Source organism: Algoriphagus winogradskyi (assembly GCF_900182815.1).
GTDB classification, from domain to species: Bacteria; Bacteroidota; Bacteroidia; order Cytophagales; family Cyclobacteriaceae; genus Algoriphagus; species Algoriphagus winogradskyi.
In genome coordinates, this window is the sequence record NZ_FXUA01000008.1 from 69,651 (window position 1) to 83,018 (window position 13,368).

Annotated in this window: 13 protein-coding genes; 8 read left to right on the plus strand and 5 right to left on the minus strand. The window is 40.2% G+C overall.

Annotated features, from left to right (window positions below):
• Positions 1–115 precede the first annotated feature (115 nt).
• Complete coding sequence (locus QOL76_RS17840) at positions 116–772, plus strand: Crp/Fnr family transcriptional regulator (protein ID WP_283414321.1); 657 nt, start codon at positions 116–118, stop codon at positions 770–772.
• Here QOL76_RS17840 and QOL76_RS17845 read toward each other — a convergent pair whose 3' ends face one another.
• Positions 773–1,576, minus strand: a complete 804-nt coding sequence (locus tag QOL76_RS17845; protein WP_283414322.1) for a universal stress protein — start codon at positions 1,574–1,576, stop codon at positions 773–775.
• Between the two features lie 217 nt (positions 1,577–1,793).
• Between QOL76_RS17845 and QOL76_RS17850 the strand changes: the two genes are divergently transcribed.
• Both QOL76_RS17850 and QOL76_RS17855 read left to right on the plus strand, forming a co-directional pair.
• Positions 1,794–2,600 (plus strand): sulfite exporter TauE/SafE family protein, encoded by an 807-nt coding sequence (locus tag QOL76_RS17850; RefSeq protein ID WP_283414323.1) that lies wholly within the window; start codon positions 1,794–1,796, stop codon positions 2,598–2,600.
• A gap of 129 nt (positions 2,601–2,729) precedes the next feature.
• Entirely contained in the window at positions 2,730–4,253 is a 1,524-nt protein-coding gene (locus QOL76_RS17855; protein WP_283414324.1) for a DUF4394 domain-containing protein, read from the plus strand.
• Between the two features lie 61 nt (positions 4,254–4,314).
• Here QOL76_RS17855 and QOL76_RS17860 read toward each other — a convergent pair whose 3' ends face one another.
• Positions 4,315–4,965, minus strand: coding sequence for a sulfate ABC transporter permease (locus QOL76_RS17860; RefSeq protein WP_283414325.1), 651 nt, complete (start codon positions 4,963–4,965; stop codon positions 4,315–4,317).
• A gap of 79 nt (positions 4,966–5,044) precedes the next feature.
• Here QOL76_RS17860 and QOL76_RS17865 point away from each other — a divergent pair, with 79 nt between their 5' ends.
• The 5 genes from QOL76_RS17865 to QOL76_RS17885 all read left to right on the plus strand — a co-directional run bounded on the left by QOL76_RS17865 (position 5,045) and on the right by QOL76_RS17885 (position 10,308).
• A complete protein-coding gene (locus QOL76_RS17865) occupies positions 5,045–6,238 on the plus strand; it encodes a tol-pal system protein YbgF (protein WP_283414326.1) in 1,194 nt (397 codons plus the stop codon).
• A gap of 209 nt (positions 6,239–6,447) precedes the next feature.
• Positions 6,448–6,930 carry an Lrp/AsnC family transcriptional regulator gene (locus QOL76_RS17870; RefSeq protein WP_283414458.1) on the plus strand — a complete coding sequence of 161 codons (483 nt, stop codon included), beginning with the start codon at positions 6,448–6,450 and terminating at the stop codon, positions 6,928–6,930.
• Between the two features lie 55 nt (positions 6,931–6,985).
• A complete protein-coding gene (locus QOL76_RS17875; protein ID WP_283414327.1) occupies positions 6,986–7,528 on the plus strand; it encodes an NUDIX domain-containing protein in 543 nt (180 codons plus the stop codon).
• A gap of 1 nt (position 7,529) precedes the next feature.
• Positions 7,530–8,885, plus strand: coding sequence for an MATE family efflux transporter (locus tag QOL76_RS17880; protein WP_283414328.1), 1,356 nt, complete (start codon positions 7,530–7,532; stop codon positions 8,883–8,885).
• 70 nt (positions 8,886–8,955) lie between these two features.
• Complete coding sequence (locus QOL76_RS17885; RefSeq protein ID WP_283414329.1) at positions 8,956–10,308, plus strand: M24 family metallopeptidase; 1,353 nt, start codon at positions 8,956–8,958, stop codon at positions 10,306–10,308.
• Between the two features lie 138 nt (positions 10,309–10,446).
• On the opposite strand, the gene QOL76_RS17890 is transcribed toward QOL76_RS17885, so the two are convergent.
• The 3 genes from QOL76_RS17890 to QOL76_RS17900 all read right to left on the minus strand — a co-directional run bounded on the left by QOL76_RS17890 (position 10,447) and on the right by QOL76_RS17900 (position 13,353).
• Positions 10,447–11,631 carry an MFS transporter gene (locus QOL76_RS17890; protein ID WP_283414330.1) on the minus strand — a complete coding sequence of 395 codons (1,185 nt, stop codon included), beginning with the start codon at positions 11,629–11,631 and terminating at the stop codon, positions 10,447–10,449.
• Positions 11,632–11,678: 47 nt separating this feature from the next.
• A protein-coding gene (gene prfB, locus QOL76_RS17895) for a peptide chain release factor 2 (protein WP_283414331.1) occupies positions 11,679–12,780 on the minus strand; the annotation gives its coding sequence in 2 pieces (ribosomal slippage) (positions 11,679–12,719 and positions 12,721–12,780; 1,101 coding nt in all).
• Positions 12,781–12,846: 66 nt separating this feature from the next.
• Positions 12,847–13,353 (minus strand): hypothetical protein, encoded by a 507-nt coding sequence (locus QOL76_RS17900; RefSeq protein ID WP_283414332.1) that lies wholly within the window; start codon positions 13,351–13,353, stop codon positions 12,847–12,849.
• Positions 13,354–13,368 lie beyond the last annotated feature (15 nt).

Sequence of the window (13,368 nt, forward strand, 5' to 3'; positions counted from 1 at the left end):
CCTCTCAAGTCAATTGGGAGGTATTTTTTTTGAACTATATTGATTGAGAAAACGTGATATTTATCACTTAGCTCAGAAGCGGAGATTTATAATTTCGCCAACTTTTAATTACGATATGACTACTGAAGAACTGAAAGAAGCACTACCTAATTTTACTGATCCAGCATTAATAGCCCAACTATTGGAAAAGGGTCAGATAATGGAGTTGAAGGCAGGAAAAGTAATTATGGAGCCTGGACAATTCATGAAAATGGTACCAATAGTATTGGATGGCTCTATAAAAATTTCAAGAATGGATGATGAGGGAAGAGAGTTGTTCCTGTATTTTTTAGATGCTGGTGAGACTTGCGCGTTATCCTTGACCTGCTGTTCTGCTTCAAAAGCAAGTGAGATCAAAGCCGTAGTTGAGGAAGATGCTACAATTATTGCCATACCTATTGCCATTATTGATCAGTTCTCGAATGATTTCAAGCAATGGAAAGATTTTGTGTCCAATACTTACCAAAATCGTTTTCAAGAAATGCTAGTTGCTTTAGATGCGGTTGCATTCAAACGAATGGATGAGCGATTGATGGGATATATCGTGAAAAAAATGAAGCAACTTAAAACCAATGAACTGCATACTACCCATCAGGAGATTGCAAATGAGCTTACTACTTCGAGGGAAGTCGTTTCTAGGTTGTTAAAGCAATTGGAGAAAAAAAAATGGATAGAGTTGGGTAGAAATGTAATTTACATTCGAGATGATTTCGAGGAGTTGATCAGCAAGTGATCAGGTCATTACTAAAAGTGGGACTTTTGAATGGAAAACCATTTGAATAGTTTGGCTTCTGCTCAAGACTTGCTCCCATAGATTTTTGTGCTGGTGGCACATTACGAGGATTACATTTTCGTTTTCTTCCAAAAATTGATCTAATCCTTCAATGGGTGTTCTTGCATAAAAAGTATGGATTTTAAGAGGTAAACCTGGATATTGTTTGACAATTAAATCTTCTAAATTTTTTATCCCGGGATCCTCTTCAAAATCATTGGAAGTTTGTACATGAACGAATTCTATTCCTCGGTCCCATCTTCTACTCATGTCTATAACCCAGCCTATGAATTTTTCCTCATGACTAGCAAATTCTAAGGCCAAAGCTACCTTTCGAATATCTGCTGCAATTGATTCTGCAGGCACAACTAATACGGGTACTGATGATTCTTTGATCAGGTTGACTGTAGTACTTCCAATAAGGGCAAGTTTAATTCCACTGGCACCTTGAGTTCCCATTACCACCAATGTAGCATCTAATTCTCTTGCTATTCTGGCTATTGATATTGAAGCAGTTCCTTCTTTGATAATAGTTTGAAAAATCAGGTTGGTTACTTTATATTTTTCTAAAGTATTCTGCATCAAAGCTTGGGCATCTCGATGCATGCTTTCCATGGCAACAGAGGCTTGGGAAGCAAAGTCGAAAACTGCTTCTATGACATGTACGAGTATTATTTCGCCATCTTTTTTCCCTGCAAGTGCGATTGCAAAGTCTAATGCATTAATTGAATTTTCTGAAAAATCAATCGGGAGAATTATTTTCATGGCGATTCAGTTTTTAACAATAATTTAAGCAAATGTGGAGGAATAAATGAGTTATACGGCAGATGAAATCAGATTTTTTTTGCAACTAGAGCTATTGGAATTATTCTTACTCAGGATATCAAAGTTTTTTGCCTTTTCTAAAGTCAGTGTAACAATTGTCACTTCTTCTTCTGGGGATCACGGGTACTTTTGTGCTATCAAATCTTAGAAAATCATTATGGAAATCATCGTTTTAGTTGGTTATGCAGCGGCGGTTGTTATAGGTGTAAGTTTGGGGCTAATTGGAGGAGGGGGGTCTATATTGACTGTGCCTGTACTTGTCTATATCTTGGGGATTGACCCTGTTTTAGCCACTGCATATTCGCTTTTTGTAGTAGGAAGTACTTCACTGGTTGGGTCATTTACTTATATGAAAAAACAGCTAGTTAATTACAAGACTGCTTTAGTTTTTGCTATACCCTCATTTATTGCAGTTTTCTTAACTCGAAAATTCATTGTCCCAGCTTTACCGGACCCTTTATTTGACTTAGCAGGAATGGAGATTACCAAAAGTATTGGAATCATGGTCTTCTTTGCCCTGATCATGCTTGCAGCTTCTTATTCTATGATCAAAGGAAATGGTAATACAACAAATGAGGAAGAAAGCGAAATTAAATTTAATATACCATTGATTGCAGTTGAGGGAATTGTAGTAGGATTGATTACAGGTATAGTGGGTGCCGGGGGCGGATTTTTGATCATTCCTGCTCTGGTTCTTTTGGCAAAGCTTCCTATGAAAATGGCTGTTGGTACTTCACTCTTGATAATTGCCGCAAAATCTTTAATAGGATTTTTAGGAGATGTTTCTAATCAAACAATAGATTGGAAAATGCTTTTGATTTTTACAGGCTTATCAATTATTGGGATTTTCATAGGTAGTTCCTTATCCAAAAGGATTAATGAAAAGGCACTCAAAAAAGGGTTTGGTTGGTTTGTGCTTGTAATGGGGATTTATATCATCACCAAAGAACTCATGTCAATGTGAGGTAGTGAATTCCATTTCAAAAGCGGGAAATAAAGATCGAATTTAAGGTAGCTGTAAGTTTTCTTTTCTAGTTGTAAAATCCAGTTGGTTGGTTGGTTTCGTAAATGAATGAAACTAACTAATCAACTAATGAAAAAAAGAAACATTTTCCCCGTATTACTGGCCAGTATGATTTTTTCTCTGGCTTTTACCTCATGTGATGATAATGACGATGATATGGATCCCGTCGTTGAGATGCCAGGCACTGCCCCGGAAGTAAGTTTTACGGCATTGACTTCGGATAATATGATTTTGGTGTACAATGCTCAAAATCTTTCCGCCCCTTCTAGTTCTTTGGCTATTACGGGATTAGGTTCCGGTGAAATGATTGTATCAATTGATTACCGTCCAGCGACCGGTCAGCTTTATGCACTCAGCTCCATGAGTCGTATCTATCATATCAATGAAAACTCAGGTGCAGCTACTGCCCTGGGAACTGGTGCATTTACCCCTTCAGTTCAGGGGGCGAATCCTTCGTTAGACTTTAACCCTACAGTGGATAGAATAAGATTGGTCACCGAATCTGGACAGAATTTACGTCTACATCCAGAATTGGGCACTGTTGTCGCTACGGATGGCTCTATTAATGGAGGTATGAATCCTAGAATCGGCGCTGTAGCGTACTCGAATAGTTTTTCAGGGACTACCATGACCACCTTATTCGATATTGACTTTGAGCAGGACAAACTTTATAAGCAAGTTCCTCCAAATGATGGTGGATTGGAGGAAGTAGGTGAACTAGGTGTGGACTTTGAAGGAGTAGGTGATATGGATTTGAATCCTGATAACTCTGTGGCTTTGGCAGTAAATAGAAAGGATGATGAATCAAGACTATACACAATTGACCTTTCCACTGGAAAAGCTATGTGGATAGGAACTTTTACTCAACCAGTGGTAAGTATTGCTTTCAAAACTAACCCGATTGCCTATGCAACCGACTCAGCTAATAAACTTTACCGATTTGACCCTACAAATCCAAGTCCGATTTCAGTGGACATGATGGGATTGAAAGCAGGAGAGATGATTGTTGGACTTGATTTCCGTCCTGTGAATGGTCAGTTACTTGCCATATCTAATATGAGTCAGTTATATAGTGTCAACCCTTCGAGTGGGGCAGTTACTGCGATCGGTAGTCAGCTCATGCCAGCAGCGATGGGATCCTTTATTGGATTTGATTTTAATCCAACAGTGGATAGAATCCGCCTGATCACCGAGACAGGACAAAACCTTAGATTACATCCAGATTTGGGGACAGTAGTAGCAGTGGACGGAAGTCTTAACCCAGGTACGCCCATGGCGAGTGCAGCTGCATATACCAAAAGCTTTGCAGGAACTACTTCTACAGCCCTTTACGTAGTAGATGCCCAAAATGATATGTTATATCAAGTGTCTCCTCCAAATGATGGAGTGCTCGTAGCAATCGGATCATTGGGAATAGATTTGATAGATGATAATGGATTTGATATAGGTGGAACTTCAGATATGGCTTATGGAGTATTTACTGTAGGGTCTGCCTCTGGAGTTTACTCTGTAAATCTGATGTCAGGTGCAGCTTCAAAAATTTCAGACCTTAATTTTACGCCTACTTCAATGGCGTTAGGGTTAGGTTTCTAATCAAAAACAATCAAACCAAAAAAGGGCCAGATCATCTCTGGCCCTTTTTTGGTTTGATAGGTTAACTCCTGTAAACCATAATATACCATACTAACCAAATAGCTAGGGGAAGGTAATAACTAATCAATACTACAATACTGCACTCCCCAAAAGGCCGCCTGCTAATCATATGAAAACCGTAGAGCCAAACAATTCCGTATATGATTTCGAAGATATTGAGTGTAGCTAAAGCATAGTGATATTGACCAGCTACATTTTCAGGACCAATCAATGACAGCATAGAAAGTGCTCTGAATTCATCAATTTCTAAGTAAGTGACACCCGTTTGCGGAGAAATGTATACCAGCAGCCTAATCAGCTCTGGGAAAATAAAAACCACTTCGGCAATAAGTGCAAACTGCCAGAGTTCCTTATAGGGAACTTTATAGCCTATTAAGAAGGCACCAAGCCAAAAGAGGAAAGATATTATTGTGAATTTCCACAGTAATGCAAAAGGAGTCCATAGGTAGTTTAAGGCATTGAAAACATGAAATATCATGAAGTCACCTCTGGCTTCCAGATTATCATAATCAGGTATGGCTTCCAGAATTAGCGTATTTGTGAGATACCTAATCAGCAGAAACAAAAACACCAGTACAAAAAAATAAACCCGTTTGTCGAAATCAATTAGTTCTTTCAGACGTTGTCCCTCTGGAGTTAAAGTTTTAGCCATAATTGTGATGAATCTTGGCCAAATCTAAAATTTTGTTTGGGAATACCCCTAATTTTGAGTTTTAAAAAAGAATAAATATATGTCAACACGAATCGTAATGATTCTCAGCATTTGGTTTGCCGGACTTGGCATAGCTCAGGCGCAGCAGGTTGAGGCAGATTCAATGTTCTTTGCGCCTTCTAAGTATTTGCTTTTGGACAAAGGGCTGCAGTTTAGAATTACCAAGGCTATTAATAGCATGTATAATTTTGATTTTGCGACAGCAGAAAGAGATTACGCTGTGCTAGCCATTCAATACCCCAATCATCCTTTACCAGAATTTTTAGTCGCTTTGGGATATTGGTGGAGGATCGAAGTAGATGTGACGAACGAAAAATACGATGCCATCTTACTTAAATATCTGGATAGATCCATTAATAAGGCTCAAGCCATGTTTGATGAGGATGAAACTAATAAGGAGGCAGCTTTCTTTCTAGCAGCTGGATATGGATTTAAGGGACGGCTTTATTCTGAGAGAAAAAGCTGGACAAAGGCAGCTTGGGCTGGAAAGAATGCATTAAAATACATGGAGTTAAGTAGAGGTGAGGAAGAGTTCAATCCTGAATTGCTTTTAGGAGATGCGCTTTTCAATTATTTCTCTGAATGGATACCGGAAAATTATCCGCTGATGAGGCCTGTAATGGCGCTTTTCCCAAAGGGAAACAAAGAGCTAGGTTTACAACAATTGGAGGAGGTCGCCAATAATGCCTTTTACACCAGAATTGAAGCACAGTATTTTTTATTTAGGCTATATGCTTCAGAGGAAAAAGAGCCATTTAAAGCATTACAAATTACAGATTATTTACATACTAAATTTCCTGACAACCCGTATTTCCATCGTTCTTATGCACGCCATCTTTATGCAGTAGGAAGATGGGCAGAATCCGTGCAGCAATCCAAAGAAATACTGGATAGAATTGATGCCAAGCAAACGGGTTATGAATCGAATAGTGGAAGGTATGCAGCATTTTATATTGCCCAATTCAATGAGCGGATGGGTAATACCGCTGAAGCAAAGAAGTATTACCTGAAAACACTCAGCTACGGAGAAGAATCTGAATCCCAGGAAAGCGGTTATTATTTACATGCATTGCTACAACTTGGTAAGATTGCAACTAAGGAGCAAAACAAGACTCTCGCAAAAGAATATTTCAAAAAGGTAAAGAAGTATGCTAAGCGAAAACACCCCGCTCATCAAGAGGCCCGAGATTTTATCAAAAAGAATAAACTTTAATTCACTAGCTATCGTTTTTACAAAAAATAACAGGAGATAATTTGAATTTTTTAAAGGAGGCAAGGGATTTTGAAAGGATTGTTTGTGTATTGGCCCTTAAATCTTAAGAAAATTTTGATTTTCCTCTTTAAAATTCTGATGAATGGTTTAAAACAATCATCAATTATATTAACTTTGTGCGATATAAAATTTTGTAAATGCAAGAGATCATGGATCATAGCTTAAGAATAAAATTCGATAAAATCGACAGGAAGATTCTGGAAATCTTACAGGCTAATGCCAAAATCACGAATGCTCAATTGTCAAAAGATATTGGGCTTTCTCCGGCTCCTACCTTGGAGCGAGTGAAGAAGTTGGAGCAGTCTGGAATCATAAAGAGTTATCATGCAAAGCTAGATCCTGAGAAGATCGGCTTGGGTGTAAGTACTTTTGTATTAGTGAGCTTGATAGGTCACAATAAAGGGAATATTGAAGCTTTCATGAAGGAGATTAACATCATCCCAGAAGTGATAGAGTGTCACCACATCACCGGTACTGGAGATTTTATTCTTAAGATTATAGCAAAGGATATTACCTCATACCAGAATTTGATGCTTGAGAAAGTGTCAGAGATCAAAGAAGTAGATTCCATGCAATCCATGGTAATTTTGTCTACTTTCAAAGATTCTAAAGTAATGCCAATTCCGGCTTAATCAGCCTTTACTACTAGCTAAAGGGTGGCGTAAGTCACCCTTTTTTTTTGAACAAATGGAACAAAATCCCTGGAAAACAAAAAAGATTAATCCGATTTATGAAAATCCCTGGATTAAGGTAGAGCATCATGATATCATAAATCCTGCTGGAAAAGAGGGGATATATGGTAAGGTTCATTTCAAGAATAGAGCAATGGGCATTATTCCTATTGATACCGAAGGAAATACCTGGCTCATCGGCCAATACCGATACACCTTGAATGAATATGCATGGGAAATACCTATGGGTGGGGGACCTTTGGAAGAAGATAAACTAGAGAGTGCAAAGAGGGAATTGAAGGAAGAAACAGGATTAACAGCTGAGAAATGGACCGAGATTATGAAAATCCATACTTCCAACTCGGTAACTGACGAAGTGGGTTTTGTTTATTTGGCACAAGAGCTTACTCAAGGAGAAACTGAATTTGAGGAAACCGAGATTCTCAAAATAAAGAAATTGCCTTTCACTCAAGTGGTGGAGATGGTAATGAATGGCGAAATCACAGATGGAATCAGTATAGCTGCAGTCCTCAAAGTAGCAAGAATGCTAAATTTGTAATATGACGATCAAGGATCATTTTAAGACTACGTTTACCTTGGCTTTTCCAGTGGTGTTGAGCCAGCTGGGTCAGGTGCTGGTAGGAGTAGCCGATAGTATGATGGTTGGCCGAATGGGGGCGGTACCGCTAGCTGCAGCCTCCTTGGGTAATAGTATATTTTTTGTAATTCTCATGTTTGGAATGGGAATTTCGATGGGCATTACTCCTTTGGTGTCAGTAGCGGAAGGCAAAGGGAAATTCAAGCGAATCGGGCATCTTTTTCAGCATGGTTTATGGATTAATATTGCTACCGCTATTCTTTTGACGGTTGTGGTACTAGGGCTTTCCCAAGGACTACACTTTCTTGATCAGCCCGAGGAAGTGGTAACACTCACCATACCTTATCTTTTTATTATCACAGCATCTCTTCTGCCTTTCATGATCTTTCAATCGTTTAAGCAGTTAGCAGAAGGACTTTCCCAGACTAAACAAGCGATGTATGTGACCATTTTTTGTAATCTGGTTAACGTATTTCTGAATTGGGTATTTATTTACGGGAATCTTGGAGCTCCTGAAATGGGGCTAAATGGAGCTGGATTGGCAACGTTGATCTCCAGAGTATTGATGCCACTTATGATGGGTTGGTATGTCATGCGTGCGAAGAGATACAGCGTATTTAACCTAAAACTAGGTATAGGTAAACTTAGGTTTTTACTCCTCAACAGAATATTGAAAATAGGAGTGCCAACAGGATTTCAATACATATTCGAAGTAAGTGCATTCAGTGCAGCAGCCATCATGATGGGCTGGATAGGTGTCAATGCACTTGCGGCACATCAGATTGCCATCAATCTCGCTTCTGTCAGCTATATGATGGTTTCGGGTCTGAGTACAGCAGGTATGATTCGTGTTAGCAATCAAATTGGTCGAAATAATTTTAGAGGAATGCGGGAAGCAGGAATGGTGGTTTTTGGGATGGTTTTGGTATTTATGTCGATCACCGGATTGATCTTTATCCTAATGAGATTCTATCTTCCCACCCTTTACATCGATAACGAGGAGGTTGTTGCTTTGTCGGCATCATTACTGATCATTGCGGGATTATTCCAGCTTTCTGACGGCGTGCAAGTGGCAGGTTTGGGCGTATTGAGAGGGCTTGAAGATGTGAGGTTCCCTACATTGATCACCTTAGTAGCATATTGGGTTATTGGACTTCCATTAGGTTATTTTTTGGCGTTTGAACTTGGCTTTGCCGAAAAAGGGATTTGGTATGGCTTGTTAATAGGTCTGTCTGTAACTGCTGTGGTACTCTTTTACCGTTTTCATAAACTAAGTAATCGTATGATTGCCGCAAATAAACCGGTTGTCATAGCCTAGGCGTTTTCGAACAGTATCGTTCTTCCTAATTATACTTTTTGTTTTATCTTCAGGATAAATCCAATCTGATATGACTAAAAAGCTACTCTTTGCCTTTTCTCTACTAATTCTTTCTAATTGTGCTTTCGCACAAAACCTTGCCGTGCTTTCCCAGCGTGATCAAGCTGAGGTAATAGATCGTTGGTTGGAATACCGAATTGAGAATCTTCTCCCGGAATTAATGACTGAGACTGGCATAGATATGTGGGTGGTGATCTCCCGGGAATACAATGAAGATCCAGTGATCCGAACTATGCTTCCTGCCACTTGGCATGCAGCACGCAGGAGGACAATCCTAGTAATGTATCAGCCTTCCGCTAATGCTCCAGTGGAAACGTATGCTGTTGCTCGATACGATGTAGGAAAATCTTTCAAAAGAGCTTGGGATCCAGAGACTCAACCGGATCAGTGGAAGGCTTTAATGGAGTTGATTTCTTCCAAAAATCCTAAGAAAATAGGCTTGAATTACGCTAAAGATTATGGGCATGCAGACGGGTTGACTACAAATGAGCATCAGGTGTTTTTGGAATATTTGCCTCAAAATCTTCAGACAAATGTTGTCTCTGCTCAGACACTAGCTGTTCGCTGGTTGGAAACTAGAACTGAGCCTGAGATGGCTACATACAAGCATATTCAAGAAATCGCTCATTCCATCGTGAGTGAAGGATTGTCTGAGGCCGTGATTACTCCCGGTGTGACAACCACCGAAGATGTGGTGTGGTGGTATAGGGAGAAAATTAAAGAAATGAAGCTGGACACTTGGTTTCATCCATCTGTGGACATTCAGCGTGCGGATCCTGCAAACAATGAGCAAAACAGAAACTTTGCGACCAAGTCTCCTGAGTCAGTGATTTTACCAGGGGATTTACTACATGTGGATTTTGGAATTACTTATCTCAGATTAAATACTGATACTCAGGAAATGGCTTATGTGCTGAAAGCTGGCGAGACTGAGGTTCCGGCATATCTTAGCAAAGCTTTTGCCCAGGGAAATAGAGTTCAGGATATTTTGACATCCAATTATGTGGCTGGTAAAACTGGGAATGAAATTCTTCGTGCTTCCCGAAAAGTATTGGATGCAGAAGGGATTCGAGGAAGCATCTATACCCACCCATTAGGTTTTTATGGGCACTCTGCTGGCCCTACTATAGGCATGTGGGATAATCAAGGTGACACTCCTGGTGCAGGTGACTTTCCGCTTCATGCAAATACCGGCTATGCTATTGAATTGAATGCTGTAGTTTTTGTGCCCGAATGGAATAAAGATGTGAGAATCATGCTTGAAGAGGGAGCTCTATTTGATGGGAAAAAAGTGACATATTACAATGGACGCCAAAAGGAGATTTTCGCTATTCCTAGAGCAAAAGGTTACTTGGGGAATTGAGTTTTCCATGAGTTTCCAGGAATTTTCCCGCAGATTATCGCTGATTTTTAGCGCGCAGATTATCGCTGATTTTTAAGTAAAACCTTTAAGATCTGCGTAAAATCTGCGGTTTTATCGGCGTTTATCTGCGGGAAATACCTACATATATTCTTCCAACGCTACGCCCTGTTTATTTCTCACAAAAAGCAGCCCCACAAACGCCAATCCTGCAATTCCAGCACTGCTTAGAAAAACCAATTGGAAGTTGTCTGCGCTATTTGCAAAGAGAAAGCCTGATACCAGAGCACCAATGCCAATACCGGCCTCAAGAGCAATATACATAGTCGCTAAGGCTCTTCCCCTGAATTGCTCCAGTGATAAATCTACCACCCATGCTGCAGTCGTTGGGCTATACATGCCCACAGCACATCCAAAAAGTATCCCTGATCCCATTAAAGCAATCTTGCTTTCTGCAAGGCCTATCAAAATCATAGCGCATACCAATGTCGCGCTCGCAGCTCGCATAACTGGCACTCTTCCGTATCGATCTGAGGTTTTTCCTGCCAACAATCTGATTCCAAGTGATGAAAGAGTGAATACCCCAAAGAAAAGCCCTTTGTTCTCTATACCTAGGTGAGTGGAAAAATCCGGAATGATCGTAAGAACTACACCAAAGGAAAAAGCGCAGAGAAAGAGAATTCCTGAAGGCACAAGCACTCTTTTTTCTATGATTTCATCCTTCTTTAATTTGAACATGTTCAAAGAAATCCGCTCTTTGTTTGGTAGTGTTTCTTTGAGTTTGAGTAGAATCAAAATGGAAAATATAGCCGTAAAGGCAGAAACATAGAAGACTGTTTCTAAAGGGAATAATGTGGCCAGCCAACCGCCGATTGCTGGTCCAGCTGCCATTCCCATAGATCCGAAAAGGGAAAACAGACCCATTGCTTCACCACGTTTTTGGTAGGGGACGATGTCTGCTACATAAGCCGAAGCTCCAGTAGGAGTAAAGCCTGTAGAGAATCCATGTGCAAATCGTAGAAATAAGAATCCTCCTACAAAGCTGAGAAGGGGATATAGCATTCCAACCACAAAGCAGACGCTTGCTCCGATCATCATTACCGGTATTCTTCCGATTTTATCTGCGAGCTTTCCACTGAAAGGTCTGGAAAGACCTGCTGAAAGTGTAAATAAAGCAATGATAAATCCTTTGTAATCTTCACCTCCAAGCGATGTTAAATACGCAGGCAGCTCAGGAATAATCATATTGAAGGATGAGAAAAACAAGAACGAGCTCAGGCAAAGGAGAGAAAAATCTAGGGAGAAAAATGAAGAGCTTGTTTTCATAAAAACTATAATAGAAAAAAGGCCAGGATTAATGCCTGGCCTAAATATTACTCTTTACTTGCTTGCTCTTCGCTCTGCGCTAGGAGGAAAGCTTTCATAAACTCATTTAATCCTCCGTCCAGCACATGCTGGGTGTCTGAGGTTTCAAATCCAGTTCGGTTGTCTTTTACCAGCTTATACGGATGAAGCACATAGTTACGGATCTGTGATCCAAAATCTACCCGCATCTTAGATGATTCGATCTTTGCGATTTCCGCATTTCTCTTCTCCAATTCCAGCTGGAACAAGCGGGATTTCAGCATTTGCATTGCTTTCTCCCTATTAGCAAGTTGGGAACGCTCGATCTGACACACCACCACGATTCCTGTTGGCTTGTGTGTCAACTGAACTTTGGTTTCTACCTTGTTCACGTTTTGTCCACCAGCTCCACCTGATCGTGAGGTATGCAACTCCACGTCGGCAGGATTGATTTCGATTTCTATGGAATCATCCACTTCCGGATAGGCATACACCGAAGCAAAAGAGGTATGCCTTCTTCCGCCAGAGTCAAAAGGTGAGATTCGCACTAGTCGGTGAACACCTGTCTCAGATTTCAAGAATCCATAAGCGAGCGGACCTTCAAACTCCAGAGTACAAGATTTGATACCGGCTACTTCACCGGGCTGCATATCCACTTCCTTCACTTTGTAACCGTTTTTCTCACCCCACATGATGTACATTCTCATGAGGATCGAAGCCCAGTCATTACTCTCTGTTCCTCCGGCTCCCGGATTGATTTCTAGCACTGCGTTCAGCTGATCCTCTTCCGAAGAGAGCATTTTTTTGAGTTCCAGCTCTTGTACGGCAGCCTCAGCTTTTACGTACTCAGCTTTCATTTCTTCTTCAGAAACTTCATCTGCGCTGTAGAATTCAAATAAAACGTCGAGATCCTCTATGGTTTTATTGAGAGATTCGAATGAACTGGTCCAAGCTTTACGTGCCTGAATCTGCTTCATGCTTTTTTCTGCCTCTTCTGGGTTATTCCAAAAATCAGGCTGGGCCGATACGGCCTCTAGGTCTTCTATTTCGGCAATCTTACGATCGTAGTCAAAGATACCTCCTCAAAGCCGATGTGCGGGCTTTCAAGTCTTTCAGTTGTTCTGAAGTCATCTGTCTAGGTTAAAATTTAGGGTGCAAAAGTCCGAAAAAATATCTGTTTATACCAGTAAACTTCTATTAATCCATCCTCATTTGGATCAACTGAATCTTATTTCGGCCAGTGTTTTTGAATGTTTTGTATCGCAAAGGTAGCATGGCAAGTCCTGTTCCTAGTAAAATCCCAGAAGTGAGACCAACACCTTTACTTATAGAGAATTCCTGTTCGTGGTAAATGCTATTGATAGACTCGGCTCCTAGCAAGATGATCCCAGCTCCTGCAATTAGCACATTGATAGCTCTTAAGGTGCCATTTCGGCGATCTTTATCACGAATATCCAGCTCAGTGATCGACTCAGGAGAGAGGATGTTTTCAGAGAGATATATGAAGTTTTGATCGATACTTTGAATTACATCTGTTACGAAGTAATCTATTTTCTTACTCTTATATGTAATTGATTCTCCAGGATAATATCTGATCTGAGATTTTTGTTTTGTGCCTCTTTTGAGAAGAATGAAATCTGTTCCTTGCGCAAATGTGGAAAGCGAGGCTGTAAAAATGATCAAAAGAACTAAAAGTCTTTTCATAATACTAAATAAGAT